Genomic DNA, 16,153 nt, shown 5'->3' on the forward strand with positions numbered 1-16,153 from the left:
TTTCAAAAGTCGGGCAGGACGAGCCTGTCGCATTCCAATTCCATCATCCGGAACAAGCCAGAGCCAAGCAACGGCGGGACCGGGGCTGCATAATGAAACAGCTTGGTTTATTTACACGTCTTGCCACAAGAGAGCAAGAGCCAACCATCGGGAAATCAATTCGCATCCTCTGTATTCTCCGCAAGTCTTCCGGAAAGCTTCAAGGCTAGCTTGAGCTGTTGCTCCCGCGAAACCGTTCGACCATCGATCATCGCGGCGGTTACCCGTTCGAGTATCCGGGCATAGACCGGCCCGGGTTCAATGCCCAGCTCCAGCAGATCATTGCCGTCGATTTCCAGAGATTCATAGCGCAATCTGGCAAGGTACTGGGAAATGTTCCTTCGAATCTCCTCCTTGCGGCTCCGAGCCATGAGAAAGAGTACCCCCTCCAGGGGCATGGGGTCGAGGATGAAAAACAGTCGGCTCAATTTGGAGCGGCCCTCCTTCCAGCTCATCAACTTCATGAGCGCGTCCCCGATCATGCTGCGCATATGAATGAACTCACGCTCCTCGCGCTTGGAGAAATGCAGCCGTCTCGCAACCTGACTGATTTCGTCGCGTTTCACCCCCATGGTCAACCCCAGCATGAAAAGCTTCCACGGCTGGACTTCGGGCTCCAGATACAACAGCTTGTACCAGTTGTGCACCTTGACCAGTTCCTGAAGCACGACAACCTTGTCCGAAGTCAGCTTGAGGTGTGGATGAATGGCTTCGAGAATTCCCAGCTCCTCCATGCGTTCCAGACAGCGCAGAGGATTATCCTCGGCCAGAATCGCCTGCATCTCGTGCATGATTCGGCTTCCGGAAAGTCTGTTGAACAAATTCAGATTCAGGGCATTCCTGATCAGACGCATGGTCTGACCACCGATATTGAAATCAAAACGCTGCTCGAATCTGATGGCCCGCAAAATGCGCGTCGGGTCTTCCACGAAGCTGAGGGAATGCAGGACCCGGACAGCCTTGTTCTTGATGTCCCGTTCCGCGCTGAAAAAGTCCACGAGCTGTCCGAAGCGATCCGGATTCAGGCGAAGAGCCAGGGCGTTGATGGTAAAATCGCGTCGGTACAGGTCCATCTTGATGGAAGACAGTTCAACAGTAGGCAGGGCCGCCGGATACTCGTAATATTCCAGCCGGGCCGTGGCCACGTCCACCCGCTGGTCGTCCTTGTCCAGAATGACGACTGCGGTCCTGAACTTGCGGTGCGCCTTGACGCGGCCGCCGAGCTTTTCGGCAAGGGCGTAGGCAAAGGCAATGCCGTCGCCTTCCACGACAAGGTCGATGTCGTAATTCCTTCGGCTGAGCAGAATATCACGGACAAAACCGCCGACGGTGTAGACTTCCCATCCCAAATCCTGTCCCAGTTCACCAGCAGCACGAAGCAGTTCAAGCAGATCCGGCGGCAGCCTGTTGGACACGGTGGAAGCAATGTTCTTTTCCCTGCGCCGATCAGGCAGCAGGGTTTCCGGAATCCGGGCCGGTTCCTCGATGAGCAGATTCATGAGGTCGGTGCGGGTGATCACTCCGACCAGCTTGTCGTCATCCACAACGGGCAGCATGCGCTGCCGGTTGCCGAGAATGATTTCCATGACCTGATACAAATCCGTGTCCGGAGCCACGGTATTGAACCTGCGGACCATGTATTCGGTCAGATTGATGTCCCCGAGTCCATGGGAAACCGCCTTGTCCGCAATGTTGTGGCTGATCATGCCCACGCAGTGTTCGGTTCCCGCAGCCAGCACGGGCACGTCCTTGAGTCCGAACCGCGTCAGCAGTTCAACGGCATCGTCCAGAGTCCTGTCGTCCCCGATGGTGATGGGAGGACGCGACATCAGCCCGTCCACAACCACCTGCGGGTTGATCTGCGAGTAGAACAGGGCGAACAGGTCGTCGCGCACCTCGGCAAGAGTCCTGTCCTTGATGGTGGCGGAAGCCGCGTACGCGTGTCCGCCTCCGCCAAGGGAGGAACAAATCTGGCCCACGTTCACGTCGGGATTCTTGGACCGGGCCACAAGATGAATCCGGTCTCCCATGCGTCCGAGCGCGAACACCACGTTGATTTCCTCCATGTCCACCAGCTTGTGGATCAGGAACGCGAAATCCGGGACGAATTTTTCCGTGGAAATTTCGGTCACCACCACTTCGATGCCATGAATGTCATATGTAGTGGCATTTTCCAGCAGGGTACCCAGGTTGGTAATCTGCTCCACGGACAATTCGCGTGACAGCAGGTCGGTTATCACGTCGATGTCCATGCCGTGACCGCGCAGCCATGCTGCAGCGGCAAGATCATGTTCCGTGGTGGACGAAAAACCGAACGAACCGGTGTCCTCGTATATGCCGAGCCCGAGCATGGTGGCTTCCTCCCGGTTCACCTCGATGCCCAGAGCGCGCATTTCCGCCACAAGAATGGCCGTGGACGATCCCCACGGCTTGACCACGCTTTTTTCCGCAGCAAGGTCCTCGTCCGAATCCGGATGGTGATCATATAGATGTATTGTAATGTCATCGCGCTCAAGAAGAGGGCGCACATGCGGCAATCGCGACCGCTGCCGGGTGTCCACCACCACGAGCAGCTTCACCGAATCCGGGTCTATGTCCTTGAATGCCTTGAAATTGAAAAGGTACGTCGTGCTCTGGATGTAGAAGTTGCGCAGATTCTTTTCCTGACTACCGGGAAAAATCAGAACAGCATCCGGATACAGCTTGCTGGCTGCGACAATGGCGGCAAGTGCGTCGAAATCCGCATTGGCGTGGGCGGTGATTATGGTGTCCGCCTGAATCTTGGCTTTGGGTGTGGTCATGTCGTGGTTCTGAATTCTGAAGGGTTACATGCCTGATCTCGGGTGAAATTCCTTGTGCAGGGCCCGAAGCCGTCCGGCCTGCACATGCGTGTATATCTCCGTGGCACTGATGTCCGCATGGCCGAGCAAAAGCTGCACGGTGCGCAAGTCCGCACCGCCTTCCAGCAGATGCGTGGCAAAGGAATGGCGGAACGTGTGCGGAGAAATGCTGCGCTTGATTCCGGCCTCGGCAGCATAGCGTTTGATCAGTTTCCACACGCCCTGACGGCTCAACCCCTTGCCGGAGCGGTTGAGAAACAGAAAATCCTGAGCCGGGCGAAAAGTCGGACGCGTGGTCGAAAGATATTGGGCCAGAACTTCCTGTGCCGTGTAGTGAACCGGAACCAGCCGCTCCTTGGCACCCTTGCCGAAGACACGCAACAATCCGGTCTGCGGGTCGTAGTCCAGCACTCTGAGTCCGATCAGTTCGGAAACGCGAAGCCCGGCCGCGTACAAAAGCTCCAGCATGGCGCGGTCACGCATGCCCAGCCGAGTGCTCGTGTCCGGCAGGGCGAGAATGCGGGCCATTTCTTCACGCAGAAGGAATTCGGGCAGTTTCTTGGGCAGCTTGGGGTTCTCCAGCAGTTGGGCAGGATTTTCCCTGTACCAGCCTTCCTCGGTGGCGAAAACGAAAAAACCGCGCAGGGAAGAAAGATGCCGAGCCAGAGAACGGCTCGCCAACCCCCGCACCCTCAGATGCGTGAGATACAAGAAAAGGACGCGGCTCGTCACCTCTTCGAGCGTGGCGGATTTGCTCTCCAGAAAATCAAGCAGAGAAGAAAGGTCCGTGGAATATCCGCTGAGGCTGTTTTCGGAAAGGCCCTTTTCCACGAGCAGATGCTCAAGATAGCGATCCACCCAGGGGTGGACCGCGACCTGTTCGGAAGAAGAGAGGGTATCTGCTGTTTCAACCATGCCTTGATCACACGCTTCGGTTGCTGATAAAAAAGCATTTCCGCACATTGCACGAATGCGGATTCGGAAAAAGCCTACACGTTCCATCAAACGCCCACAAGAGCGGAGCAGGGCGCAAGGGCGACCATTGACAGTGATGCGCACCCCATTTATGAGTTTCTTTCTTACGTTTTTTCAAGGAGAGAGTATACATGTCAAATTTCAAGCTCGCTGACAGGCTGGCCATGCTGCCCCCGTACCTTTTCGCCGCCATCGACAAGGCAAAGGCGGAGGTCGCGGCACAGGGCATGGACATCATCAGCCTGGGCATCGGCGACCCGGATCTGCCCACTCCCGATTTCATCATTGAAGCGCTTCATGAAGCCGCGAAAAAGCCCGTGAACCACCAGTATCCGTCCTATATCGGCATGCTGGCGTTCCGGCAGGCCGTGGCGGACTGGTACAAGGAGCGGTTCAATGTGGATCTGAACCCGAACACGGAAATCGTGAGCCTGATCGGGTCCAAGGAGGGAATCGCGCACTTCCCCCTGGCATTCATCAACCCCGGGGATCTGGCGATCGTGGCGACGCCGAACTATCCGGTCTATCCGGTTGCCACCAATTTTGCGGGTGGAAGAGTCAAATATTTCCCGCTGCTTGAGGAAAACGACTTCCTGCTCGATCTCGACGCCATCGACGAAGACACCTGGCGCGAGGCCAAGATGATTTTCGTGTGCTACCCGAACAACCCCACGGCAGCCACGGCCACCCCTGAATTCTACAGAAAACTGGTGGACAAGGCTCGTGAGTTCAACGTGATCGTGGTGTCGGATCTGGCATACTCGGAAATCTACTACGATCCGGCCAAAAAACCGCTTTCCATCATGGAAACCCCGGGCGCCAAGGATGTGGCCATCGAATTCCATTCCCTGTCCAAGACCTACAACATGACGGGCTGGCGCATCGGCATGGCCGTCGGCAACCCGCAGCTCGTGGCCGGTCTCGGCAAGGTCAAGGAAAACGTGGATTCCGGCATCTTCCAGGCTGTTCAGGAAGCGGCAGTCGCCGCTCTCAGGCACGGCGAACCTCACGCCGAAAAATTCAGGGCCATCTACAAGGAACGCCGCGACGTGGTGAGCCATGCCCTAAACAAGATCGGCATCAGGCATCGCGTGCCCGACGCATCCTTTTATCTCTGGTGCAACACCCCCGAAGGCCATACTTCGTCCGAATTCGTGACCAGCGTCCTGAAGCAGACAGGCGTGGTGCTCACCCCGGGCAACGGCTTCGGCAAGCCGGGAGAAGGGTATTTCCGCATCTCCCTGACCGTGAACAATGATCTGCTCGAGGAGGCGGTATCACGGATATCCAAACTGTAACCTGCTACGTCGGCCTTGGTTCCAACATGGGCGAACCCGAGGACAACCTGAACGAGGCTCTGGCGCGGCTGGAAACCTATGGTGACGAGATCACCCTGAAGCGGCAGTCCGAATACTACCAGACCGAACCGCAGGGCGAGATCAAGGATCAGCCCTGGTTCACGAATCAGGTGGTGGAACTGGAAATCGACGCGGAAATATGGTCTCCGGAAGGCTTTCTGTCCACCTGCAAGGCCATAGAAGGACAGTTGGGTCGAACCTGCGGGAAAAAGGATGGTCCGCGTCCACTGGACATGGACATCCTTCTCTGGGGGGATTCCGTTCAGGAAAGCGATTTCCTGACCATTCCGCATCCCAGAGCGACCAGGAGGGCGTTCGTGCTCATCCCGCTGAAGGAAATTGCCCCGGACCTCGTGTTTCCCGACGGAACCACAATCGACCAGGCACTCGATTCCATTTCCTACAGGATGGAAGACAGGAAGATCTGGCAGGACTAATGCTCGCGGCCACCGCCGAAAGGACGACATCATGCTGAAATTTGTAATCATAGGCGTTGCCCTGTTCATTGTGTACAAGCTGTTCATGGGCGACAAGAAGAAGCGGGAGATGAACCAGGCCAAGGAAACCAAGCGTAAAGTCGCTACCGGCGAAATGGTCAAGGACCCTATCTGCGGGACCTACGTCAAAAAGGACGGAGACATCCGCGTCAGGGAAGGGGACAAGGTTCATGTGTTCTGTTCCTATGAGTGCCGGGACAAGTATTTGAAGCAGCTTGAAGCGGTGACCATTGAAAAGGAAGACGACTAAATCATCTCGGACACAAAAGGGCTCATTTCGAGCCCTTTTTTTACGCAAAGAACTTAGTCAGTTGACAAACACACACTTAACCTGCAGAAATAGTTGACTTTAGGTCATTTGACAAAGCCAGTTTTCCAACCAATCAACGACAGACAGCCCATCCTGACCGGTAAGTGTCTTACCTGAAAAAGCAACACTCAAAATTCAGTCGCTGCTTAATTCGGTAAAACCGGTTTTGACCTTTCAAAGAGAACTTGAACCAAGGCCATACTTGACACAACATCCAGATATTAAAGAGATAAAATCAATATCATTTTGATGTCTCATAATGTAAATTATGTAAACTTTTAAAAATGGCAACCCCCTTTGGACATGTAAATTACGCTTTCCGATGGGTTTCGATTCGACACAGGACCCAAATTTGCGCCGTTGAGCATTTTTCTGGCTGCTGCTAGATTACACATCGAAAATTTGAAAAAAATGTCCGAGAAACCCCATAAGACTGCTCATGAAAGCACCTCTCTTCCATTCCTCTTTTCTGGCTGCATTGTTTTGCGCCCTGCTTTTGGCTGGCGCCGGACCTGCTGACGCGGCTCCCGCGGAATCCTTTGAGCACTGGCTTGAAAAATATGGCGCATGGGACCAATTGGAAAAGGAATATGCGACTCAGGAATCGGTTGCGACTTCCGAAACATCCACCCTCAAGCGCGCCGAGGTGTATCTGAACCTCAACTCGCCGGACAAGGCCCTGGAGATCGTGGAAATGACTCCGGCCTTTGACGACGATCCTTCAGAGGCTTCCCGGCTGTGGATCGGCGGTCAGGCACACCGGGCCCTTGGAGACCTCTCCCGCGCCGTGCTCTGGTTTTCCCAGGCATCCCGGCACATGGACGACAAGACACTGGCCGCCCGCTGCAAGGCGGAACCTCGGCTTGATATTGTCTGGCGCGATGCCTGGCGCAATCTTTTATGGACATGTGATGCCAATTTCACCGCCTCTCGGGAGGCCCAACTGAAAACCCTGAATGAAAGCCTTGAGATTGCGGAAAAAGTCTGGGGAGGTCCATTCTGGGAGAAAGCCCGCTTCATTCTTGAGCGCATCTCCGGAACCGCCATAGCGGAAGCAGCTCCTCAGACCTCGACATCAAGCACTCCTCCTGCCACCACTGCCGTCTCCCCGAACGATACTCGCGTTATCGGCATGGCCGCTGCCGCGCTCTCCCTTCAGCAATTCGACAAGGCCAGGGAACTGCTGAACACGATATCCGCTTCAACCGTCCGCCAATTCTGGCTCGATCTGGAATCCTTTCTCGAATCGGGAAGCAGCAATCTGAACATGGCCCCCTACCGCGCCGAAGGCTATCTCAAGCCCTTGGCGTTCTGGTCCGGAGACATTCTTTCCCGGTATGCGGAAAACCGGGACGCATGGTTCCTCGGCAATCCCGATTCCACGCCGTGGACCCGATTCCGCAACGAGCTTCTGGACATGGCCCCTGCCGAAGCCTATCAGGCCATCGACAAGGAGCTGGGATCCATGCTCATTTCCGAACAGACCGCCAGACTCCTTCGCAACTTCAAGCTGGCCTATGCACTGACGCACGGAGAAACCGTTCTGGCCAGCTCCCTCTGGGCCAATGTGGATAAACGGAACCTCCCTCTTTCATTGAAACTGGCAGGAATGCTTCTCTTCAAGGAAAACTTGAAGGATGTTCTGACGTCCGATACTCGACTTTCATTTCAGGAAGCCCCTCTCCTCTCCTCCCTGAGTGGCGCTGCAGGGCTGGACCTTGCGGCTTCCCATGAAGCCCCCTTCTGGACCGCGATTTCCGACGACCAACTGGAAGATTTTGCCACGGACACCTACCCGATGGATCGTCTGCTTCTCCTCGCCTATTGGCAGCAGCGCCTTGGCGCCGGAGAAGACGTCAATCTGGCCAAACGAGCCGCCTTCCTTTTCAAGGGAACTTCCTTCGGCATCCAAAGTCTGCTTTCACTGGCCGACCACGAAGTCCGCAAAAAGGATTTGCGGCTTGCCGCCTTCTATCTGAATCAGATCAACGAACGCATGCTGCCCGAACCTTTGCGCGCCTCCTGGCTCGATGCCAAAATTCGGTTGGAACTGGAATCCGGACGGCCGGACAAGGCTCTTGAGACATATACCGAGCTGGTCAGTCTTTCCAATGACATGGTACCCGCCATGACGCGGCTTCGCGTGGCCCTGCTTCTGCAGCAACGCCGCAATTTCAAGGCGGCGGAACGCGAGCTGCTCGCACTCTGGGAACAACGGGGCTCGCTCTCGACCGAACTTCAGGCCGAAACCCTGTTTTGGCTCGGAGAAGGAGAACAGGGCATGGGCAACAGCCGCAAGGCGCTGGATTATTACCTCAAACTGGCCTGGCAGTACCCGCAGGAAAATATCTGGGCTCTGACCGCCATGTACCGCGCATCCATCATTTACGAGCGCAATGGGAAATACGAAACCGCCAAACGACTGCTCGGAACCGTGGTCAAACAAGCCGACCGCAAGGAACAACGCGACGCCGCAAAGGCCCGACTCGCCGCCATCGAGAAGAAGATGGGCAGAAAGACCGACAGAAAAAGCGCGCTGGTCTACCCCTTCTAGCAGTACCCCAAAAGCAAAGGGCGCACTCCGATCGGAGTGCGCCCTTTTTCTGGTTCATCTCGTCCTTGAAGAAATTCCTTTGGTGTCCACCTGTTTGAGGACGCCTCGGCTCTGCCTCATTTCACACCAATTTAGTCTTTATTTACGGAATCATATCTTCTTGACACTCCATTCCTTCTTCGGCTAATCCTCGCCCTTGTTGAAAATGAAAACGATTTTCGATTTCATTAAAATCCCGGAGGGAAGGATTTGGCAAAAACAAACAGGAGGAACATTTGAAACGATTATCTTCACTACTCCTTGCCGCTCTTCTGCTGTTTTCCGCAACAGTACCTGAAGCTCTGGCCGGCCCGGTCATGGGTGGAGGCAAGAACTCGGAAAAAAAACTGAAGAATCGTCCTGACACAAAACCGGTGAAATGCATCGGACTGGTCAACATGTCCAATGGGATGGTGCTTCCCAGGGGAAAGGTCACGGCCTGCGTCAAAGCCAAATACGTGCACAAGGACAAACTGTTTGACGGCAGCACGGAAAAAAAGGGGAATTACAACGGAAAATACGACCGGGTGAACATGCTCTATCAAATGACGGCAAAAGCCGGCATTTTCGATAATTTCGAAGCCCGCATCATGGTCCCCTTCTGGGACAAGCAGGTGAAACGCAAAGCAGGGATTACCCCGAAGCACGTCGACACCGACAATCTGTCCGGACTTGGCGATGTTGTCATCATGGGCCGCTATGCCCTGATGAGCCAGCGCAAGGGCGACTGGATGAATCTGGCCATCGGAGCGGGCCTGAAACTTCCCACGGGGGATGCCGACCACAAGAATCCCCTGCCCTTTTCCAAAACCCACAAGTACATGGGCCCGGGCGGCCAACTCGGCACCGGCTCCTGGGACCCGAAATTCGAACTTGGCGCGACCAGATTCATGGGACGCTCCCGCGTCGACGCGCACTTCATGTACACGATCCCGGGCGATGGTGCGCATGGTTCCCGCAAGGGCAATCAGTTCCTGTACAATCTGGGGTACGGCTATGCCCTGAACAAGTACTTTGACCTTGAACTGGAACTGAACGGCGTAGCTCAGGAATCACATCGATACGATCATGCCTCGACAGTGAACACCGGTGGGCACACCATATTCCTGACCCCGGGCGTTCATTGGAAAATCACGGACAAATGCCATCTGTCACTCGGCGTCCCTCTGGTCATGTATCGCAATCTCAATGGCGAACCCGGAACTCCGGAACGCTTGGGCAAATTCGGGCTGGGTGAAGAATTCCAAGTCGTTACCCGCCTCGGGTTCAGTTTCTAATCACGAGGATATCCAAATGAAAAACAGAAAATTGATGTTGCTGACCCTGTGCCTGACCTTTCTCTTTTCGGTCGTGGCCTTTGGTACGGCCTTTGCCCATCCGCATCCGGTTCCGCAAAAAATCAGGGCCATCATGATCGGAGACCGTCTCGTGGACGTCGCTCTGAAGCTTGGCGTGATTCCCGAAGCCATGTCGGTCCGTGCATCGATCTGGTCAAAAGGGGATCAGTTGCGTCTGGCGACCCAATTGCTCGGCTGCCCCAACCGGGTCACGGTCAAGGAGCCGGAAACCGTGCCCAACTACATGAAGACTCACGGAATTACCCGTGTCATCATTGAAAGAAATGAAAAATTCTGCCTGTATTTCCCCAAAGTCAAACCGGAAAGTGCAGCCGAATTGGTCAAGGATATCCCCGGAGTGACAGTCGAATTCGTGGACTTCGGCCAAGGGGTTGCCCCGGCCATCATGCAGACCGCGCGGCTTTTGAATGTCGAGGAACATGGCAGAAGGGTTGTCGCGGAATATGAAAAGCAGATGGCAAAGGTGGAAAAAAACATGCCCAAGGGGCTCGGCAAACGCGTCCTGATCCTGAACGGCAATTATTCCGACCTGTCCGGCAAAGGCTTTGTCCGAATCGAAGCCCCGGGCGGCTATTCCGACCAGTACATCCTGACTCCGCTGGGTTGTCGCAATGCCGCTGACGCCATGATCTCGGACACCATGAAGATTACCAAGGGGCATGTCTCGGGCGGCAGGCTCAGAGGGCTTGCCAAGGCTAATCCCGACGTCATCGTGGCGACAGGCGACGCGTTTGCCGTCCAGCTCGCCCTGAAAAAGGCTATCGCCAGGAATCCGGAACTCTCGCAAATTCCGGCCATCCGCAACAATGCCGTATACAGCCTTCCGTTTTACGGAGACTCCGGCGTGCTGGAATACCCCCACATATTCCGCCAATGGAGCCAGGCACTGCAGCAATAGTGCGCACCATGTAAAAAAGGGCCGCAACCAATATGGTTGCGGCCCTTTTTTACATGGTGCCGAGGGGGGGATTCGAACCCCCACGGAATTTCTTCCACTGCCCCCTCAAGACAGCGTGTCTACCAATTCCACCACCTCGGCTCTATGCAATGAACTGCCGAACGTTTGAGTTGGCCTCGTCGCGTCCGGGAAAAACCTTTTGCCCGGATGCTGCGCATAAGTCAAGGAAGTAATGAAAGAAAAATGATTTTTCTTGAAAAAAAGCCATCAAAACCGTTTTTTCCCGAAAAACGCCCCGAAAAGAATCCGACAGCCGTTAAAAAAACAGTCGAACGCCCATCCGTATTCGATTGCCTATCCCGTTGGCTTCCCATAAGATCGAAACATTTCAACAAGACAAAACAAATATGACACAAATTCATTTTCGTCTCACCACGGCATCCATCCGCATTGGAGCGCTACAGACAATTCCCGTGGCCCTGAGCGTTCTGGCCTACGGCACGGTTTACGGTCTGCTGGCACGAGAGGCAGACATGACACTGCTCGAAGCCGCCCTGTCCAGCGGACTGGTCTATGCGGGCTCCGCGCAATTCGTTGCTCTGGACATGTGGACACATCCCCTGCCGGTCATGGCCCTGATCGTTACGACGCTGATAGTCAACCTGCGGCACATTCTCATGGGCGCGTCGCTCGCTCCGTGGATGCAGGGCATTCCTCCGCGCACCAGTTGCGGCCTGCTGTTCTTCCTCGTGGATGAAAGCTGGGCACTGACAATCGGCGCGCTCAACAAGAAAACGGCCGACATGGGATTCCTTCTTGGCTGCGGAATCGTGCTCTGGTTTACATGGATGGGCGCAACGCTGAGCGGATACCTGCTCGGGGCAGCCATTCCGTCTCCGGAAAAATTCGGACTGGATTTCGCCTTCACCGCAGTATTCCTTGCACTGCTGGCCGGACTGTGGCGGGACAACAGAGACCTGCCCGCGTGGGTTGTAGCCGGAGCAACAGCCCTGTGCGCCCACCACTTCATCCCCGGCAAATGGTACATCATCCTCGGGGGACTGGCCGGGAGCCTGACCGGACTTTGGAGGGATCGTGGATAACGACAGCATTCTGGCCATAGGCGGCATGGCACTGGTCACCTACCTGACACGAATCTGCGGCCCCTTTTTTGTTCGGCTGGTCAAGGGCAACCATCGTTTGGAAGCCTGTCTGGCCCAATTGCCTGCAAGCATTCTGGCTGCTCTGCTCGCCCCTCTGGTATTTGCAACAGGCCCGGCCGAAGCCGTTGCCGCAGGCATCACCCTTGTCATCGCCTTCAAATGCAAAAGCATGCCTCTCGCTTTGATGGCTGGCGTCTGTTCCGTCGCATTTCTCAGGCAATTGCAGATGTTCGGAGCATAATGCAAAAAACAGGAGGAATGAAAATGGCTGAAAATTCCCATATCAAGGACTGGGAAAACCATCCGAATCGACGGGGGCTGCGTCTTTATGTTGGCAATCGCGAGGGTAAAGTCTCTGCACTTTTCATCAAGCGAACGGTTCGTCCTGAAGGGGAAAAACTTCATGTAGGCGTTGAGAAAGAAGGACATCCTGTCAAATTGGAACCGGAAGCAATTGGCCGTGCCGTATTGAAGCATATGGGTATTGAAAGTTGAAAAAAACTTGCACAAAAAAAAGGAACAGCCTGCAATTGCAGGCTGTTCCTTTTGATTTCGTGGTGCCGAGGGGGGGATTCGAACCCCCACGGAATTTCTTCCACTGCCCCCTCAAGACAGCGTGTCTACCAATTCCACCACCTCGGCATATCGAAGAGGGCTATTCGGACTTGGCCTCCCCGGAATCCTTGAACTGGATCGCCGGTTTCTGCTGCTCGGCCGGGACAATGGGTTTCACCACGCCCTCGCCCTGCATCATGATGGAGTCCTGATCCGCAACCTTGTTGCCCGTAAGCACGTTGTAGCCCAGGGAAGTCAGAAGAAAAAGCGCGGCAAGTCCGGCGGTCACCTTGGCAAGCAGACCGCCTGCACCAGAACTGCCGAACATGGAGGAACTGCCTCCGCCGAAAATAACTCCCATGCCCTCCTGGCCGCTCTGCAGCAGCACCAGGACGATCAGGAAAATGCAAACAAGAACGTGAACAACTATCAGTATGGTTTCCAAGGTCTCTTCCTCTATCCCTGACTCGTTGAAAAAAGCTTGCAGATTAAGCCAGTACAATCTGGCTGAAGCTTTCGCCCTGCAAACTCGCGCCTCCTACCAACACACCATTGACATTGTCAAGGGAAATGATCTCGGCACAATTGGCAGATTTGACACTTCCGCCGTACAATATTCTGATTTCATTCGCCTTTTCACCAAAGATATCCAAAAGGATTTTTCTGATGAAACCGTGCGCGGCCTTGATTTCCTCAGGCCCGGCAACCTCTCCGGTACCGATGGCCCAGACAGGTTCATAGGCAATGCTCAACCGCTCCGGATCAACATCCCTCGGCACGTCCTGAAGGCCGATCTCCAGCTGCCGCTTGAGCACGTCCTCGACTTTTCCGGCCTTTCTTTCCTCGATCCTTTCCCCGATGCACAGGATGACGTTCAACCCCTTGTCCAGACCATAGGCAGTCTTGGCCGCAACAAGCTCATCGGGCTCGCCCAGAACATGCCTGCGTTCGGAATGTCCGGTCAAGCCGTAAACCGCCCCGGCATCGTCCAGCATCATGGGAGAAATTTCGCCGGTAAACGCACCTTCCTCCCCGGGATAAAAATCCTGCCCTCCGGTCATGAAGTCGGAGGAAGCAAAAGCCTCGGAAACGCCACGCAAGGCAGTAAAAGGCGGAAAAACAAGCACTTCCCGATCCTCAGGAAGCTGTTTTGCGGCCAGTTGGACCAGCTCCCGGGCCGTGGCACATGCCTGATCCCAGGTCTTGTACATCTTCCAGTTGGCTGCCATCAATTTCTTCATTTCTTCACGCACTCCTTCAAGGCCTTGAAGCCGGGAAGCTCCTTGCCTTCGAGAAATTCGAGAAAGGAACCACCGCCAGTGGAGATGAAGCTGAACCTGTCCGCAAGTCCGGCCTGATGCACCACGGCATCGGTGTCGCCTCCGCCCACGATGGTCAGGGCATCCTCAAGGTCGGCCATGGTCCGGCAAAGGGACAGGGAGCCTTCGGCAAATGCCGGAACTTCAAACAATCCCATGGGTCCATTCCAGACTATGGTTTTCGCCTTTTTCAAAACCGCATTGAACGCGGCTGCTGTTTCAGGGCCGATGTCCAGAGCCATGCTGTTTGCGGGGATGGCATCCGCAGCGCAAACTCCCGAAGCCTTCTGGGCCTTGACATCTTCGGCATACACGAAATCCGTGGGCAGATGGAGCGTGGAACCGCTGGATTCGGCCTTGTCCATGATGGTCCGGGCCTCGTCCACCAAATCCTTTTCCACAAGAGAACGACCGACTTCGTAGCCCTTGGCAAGCATGAACGTGTTGGCCATGGCTCCGCCGATGATGATGTCATCCACCTTGCCCAGCAGGTTGTGCAGAATGCCCAGCTTGGTGGAAACCTTGGCTCCACCGGAAATGGCCACATAGGGACGCGCCGGATTCTTCAGGGCTTTCCCGAGATATTCCCATTCCTTCTTCAGCAGAAAGCCGGCGCAGCAGATCGGACTGTGAGCCGGAATGTCCACGACCGAGGCATTGGCCCGATGGGCCACACCAAAGGCATCATTGACATAGATGTCGGCCAGGGAAGCAAGCCGGGCACCGAAGTCGCCGCGATCTTCCGGGGTCTTGCCCTGCTCTTCCTTGTGAAACCGCAGGTTCTCCAGCATCAGAATCCGGCCGGGCTTCAATTCGGCGGCCATGCGTTCCACTTCATTGCCCACGCAATCCGGAGCCAGGTCCACGTTGCATTCCAGAAGTTCGGCAAGGCGCGCGGCAACAGGCGCAAGCGAAAGCTCGGGATGGACCTCTCCCTTGGGCTTGCCCAGATGCGCACAGACGATCACAGCGGCATTCCTGTCCAGCGCGTATTGCAATGTGGGAAGCGCCGCACGAATACGGTTGTCGTCCGTAATGGTTTTCCCATCCAGAGGCACATTGAAATCGACACGAAAAAGAAGCTTTTTGTTCGTGATATCAAGTTGATCTATGAATTGCATGACATATCTCCGATTCTGATTGCTGCTGTCCTACAGGTCACAACGATAAAGCAGGGCGTCCTCCCGGGTGTCCGGGTAATATTTCTTTCGGACGCCAATCTGCTTGTACCCGTATTTTTCATAAAGGGCTATGGCCGGCGCATTACTTTCCTTTACGTCCAGAAAACTTTTGGCCACCTGTTTTTCCCGGGAGTACGCAAGCGCGCTCTCCAACAGGACCGCGCCCATCCCCCGCCGTCTGGCATCGGGATGGACCGCGATATTGAGAATTTCCATTTCATCCAGAATCACGGAAAACGCGATGTAGCCGACAAGTCGTTCGGCTTCTCGAATGCCGAAGACGACAAAGGCATTTCGTTCCAGACCGAGCAGAAACTGCTCTCTGGTCCAATGATAGGCAAAACATAAGGATTCAAGGGCAATAAGGTCATCCACGTCGTTTTCGCCAAGGCGAATGACATTGAACGACGTTTTGCCTGATCGGGACTGGGCACTCATAATTCTGGAAAATCCCTGTGATGCAGTGTATACATAGTTTAAACGTAAAGCAAAACAATTCAGGTACGTGCAGGCAATGACAAACAGAAACGCCTTTCTTGAACCCGACAAGAGGTTCGACGGTCTGGTCGAAGTGGTGGATGATGCCAGCCGCCGCCCCTTGCCCTGATCCCCAAGGATGTAGCCCACCGGCATCTTCTGTATCACAAGTCCGTGCTGGTGCTCATCTTTGATCCGGACAACAAGATATATCTACAGAAGAGAAGCAGAAAGAAACAGTTCTACCCGGGCCGCTGGGATGTTTCCGCAAGTACGCACACCGAACCGGGCGAATCGTTTTCCGAAGCTGCGGTCCGTGTGGTCCGGGACAAGCTCGGGCTTGAAACCGACCGCCTGCACTTCGTGCGGCAACTCCCCGCCTGCCCGGAAACCGGGTTTGAATTCGTTTCCATTTTTGCCCTGCATCGAAATACGCTCACCATAACGCCCAACCCGGAAGCTGTGGACGAAGGCTATTACTATTCAAGAGAAGAACTGACCTGTCTGGTCAGGAACTTTCGGGAACTGCTTACTCCGCAGCTCGTCACCCTGTGGGAAACCGGAACCATTGATTCCTGATCCGGCCAGCT

General features: G+C 55.0%; 16 protein-coding genes and 2 tRNA genes. 10 read left to right on the forward strand and 8 right to left on the reverse strand.

The genetic code is table 11. The features are described from left to right. Nucleotides 1-155: 155 nt before the first annotated feature. Complete coding sequence (locus MPN23_RS04145; protein WP_243546294.1) at nt 156-2,840, reverse strand: CBS domain-containing protein; 2,685 nt, start codon at nt 2,838-2,840, stop codon at nt 156-158. Nucleotides 2,841-2,864: 24 nt separating this feature from the next. After that, nucleotides 2,865-3,794 (reverse strand): site-specific tyrosine recombinase XerD, encoded by a 930-nt coding sequence (gene xerD, locus MPN23_RS04150; protein ID WP_243546296.1) that lies wholly within the window; start codon nt 3,792-3,794, stop codon nt 2,865-2,867. 191 nt (nt 3,795-3,985) lie between these two features. Here xerD and MPN23_RS04155 point away from each other — a divergent pair, with 191 nt between their 5' ends. The 6 genes from MPN23_RS04155 (at nt 3,986) to MPN23_RS04180 (ending at nt 10,868) form a co-directional block, all read left to right on the forward strand. Then, entirely contained in the window at nt 3,986-5,152 is a 1,167-nt protein-coding gene (locus tag MPN23_RS04155) for an LL-diaminopimelate aminotransferase (RefSeq protein WP_243546298.1), read from the forward strand. Beyond that, nucleotides 5,140-5,649 (forward strand): 2-amino-4-hydroxy-6-hydroxymethyldihydropteridine diphosphokinase, encoded by a 510-nt coding sequence (folK, locus tag MPN23_RS04160; RefSeq protein WP_279388710.1) that lies wholly within the window; start codon nt 5,140-5,142, stop codon nt 5,647-5,649. The genes MPN23_RS04155 and folK overlap by 13 nt, the downstream gene beginning before the upstream one ends. 31 nt (nt 5,650-5,680) lie before the next feature. Beyond that, entirely contained in the window at nt 5,681-5,959 is a 279-nt protein-coding gene (locus MPN23_RS04165) for a transcriptional regulator (RefSeq protein WP_243546300.1), read from the forward strand. 499 nt (nt 5,960-6,458) lie between these two features. After that, nucleotides 6,459-8,573 carry a tetratricopeptide repeat protein gene (locus MPN23_RS04170; protein WP_243546302.1) on the forward strand — a complete coding sequence of 705 codons (2,115 nt, stop codon included), beginning with the start codon at nt 6,459-6,461 and terminating at the stop codon, nt 8,571-8,573. 437 nt (nt 8,574-9,010) lie between these two features. Beyond that, nucleotides 9,011-9,889 (forward strand): transporter, encoded by an 879-nt coding sequence (locus tag MPN23_RS04175; protein WP_243546303.1) that lies wholly within the window; start codon nt 9,011-9,013, stop codon nt 9,887-9,889. Between the two features lie 16 nt (nt 9,890-9,905). Further along, nucleotides 9,906-10,868: an ABC transporter substrate-binding protein gene (locus tag MPN23_RS04180; protein WP_243546304.1), complete on the forward strand. Its 963-nt coding sequence runs from the start codon at nt 9,906-9,908 to the stop codon at nt 10,866-10,868. A gap of 54 nt (nt 10,869-10,922) precedes the next feature. On the opposite strand, the gene MPN23_RS04185 is transcribed toward MPN23_RS04180, so the two are convergent. Beyond that, nucleotides 10,923-11,009: transfer RNA gene (locus MPN23_RS04185), tRNA-Leu, on the reverse strand. 266 nt (nt 11,010-11,275) lie between these two features. Between MPN23_RS04185 and MPN23_RS04190 the strand changes: the two genes are divergently transcribed. The 3 genes from MPN23_RS04190 to MPN23_RS04200 are packed head-to-tail and all read left to right on the forward strand — an operon-like array spanning nt 11,276 to nt 12,526. Then, nucleotides 11,276-11,971 (forward strand): AzlC family ABC transporter permease, encoded by a 696-nt coding sequence (locus tag MPN23_RS04190; protein WP_243546306.1) that lies wholly within the window; start codon nt 11,276-11,278, stop codon nt 11,969-11,971. Next, a complete protein-coding gene (locus tag MPN23_RS04195; protein ID WP_243546308.1) occupies nt 11,964-12,272 on the forward strand; it encodes an AzlD family protein in 309 nt (102 codons plus the stop codon). Before MPN23_RS04190 ends, MPN23_RS04195 begins: the two co-directional genes overlap by 8 nt. 23 nt (nt 12,273-12,295) lie before the next feature. After that, nucleotides 12,296-12,526 (forward strand): hypothetical protein, encoded by a 231-nt coding sequence (locus MPN23_RS04200; RefSeq protein WP_243546310.1) that lies wholly within the window; start codon nt 12,296-12,298, stop codon nt 12,524-12,526. Between the two features lie 60 nt (nt 12,527-12,586). On the opposite strand, the gene MPN23_RS04205 is transcribed toward MPN23_RS04200, so the two are convergent. The 5 genes from MPN23_RS04205 to rimI form a co-directional block, all read right to left on the reverse strand. Beyond that, nucleotides 12,587-12,673, reverse strand: a tRNA-Leu gene (locus MPN23_RS04205). Nucleotides 12,674-12,686: 13 nt separating this feature from the next. Continuing rightward, entirely contained in the window at nt 12,687-13,031 is a 345-nt protein-coding gene (gene secG, locus MPN23_RS04210; RefSeq protein WP_243546312.1) for a preprotein translocase subunit SecG, read from the reverse strand. Nucleotides 13,032-13,074: 43 nt separating this feature from the next. Beyond that, nucleotides 13,075-13,827, reverse strand: a complete 753-nt coding sequence (gene tpiA, locus MPN23_RS04215) for a triose-phosphate isomerase (protein ID WP_243546314.1) — start codon at nt 13,825-13,827, stop codon at nt 13,075-13,077. Then, complete coding sequence (locus MPN23_RS04220; RefSeq protein WP_243546316.1) at nt 13,824-15,026, reverse strand: phosphoglycerate kinase; 1,203 nt, start codon at nt 15,024-15,026, stop codon at nt 13,824-13,826. The genes tpiA and MPN23_RS04220 overlap by 4 nt, the downstream gene beginning before the upstream one ends. A gap of 30 nt (nt 15,027-15,056) precedes the next feature. Beyond that, nucleotides 15,057-15,731, reverse strand: a complete 675-nt coding sequence (gene rimI / locus MPN23_RS04225; protein WP_243546317.1) for a ribosomal protein S18-alanine N-acetyltransferase — start codon at nt 15,729-15,731, stop codon at nt 15,057-15,059. A gap of 6 nt (nt 15,732-15,737) precedes the next feature. On the opposite strand from rimI, the gene MPN23_RS04230 reads away from it, so the two are divergent. Then, nucleotides 15,738-16,142, forward strand: coding sequence for an NUDIX domain-containing protein (locus MPN23_RS04230; protein ID WP_243546319.1), 405 nt, complete (start codon nt 15,738-15,740; stop codon nt 16,140-16,142). Nucleotides 16,143-16,153 lie beyond the last annotated feature (11 nt).

The sequence above is a fragment of the Pseudodesulfovibrio tunisiensis genome, assembly GCF_022809775.1.
Taxonomy (GTDB): Bacteria; Desulfobacterota; Desulfovibrionia; order Desulfovibrionales; family Desulfovibrionaceae; genus Pseudodesulfovibrio; species Pseudodesulfovibrio tunisiensis.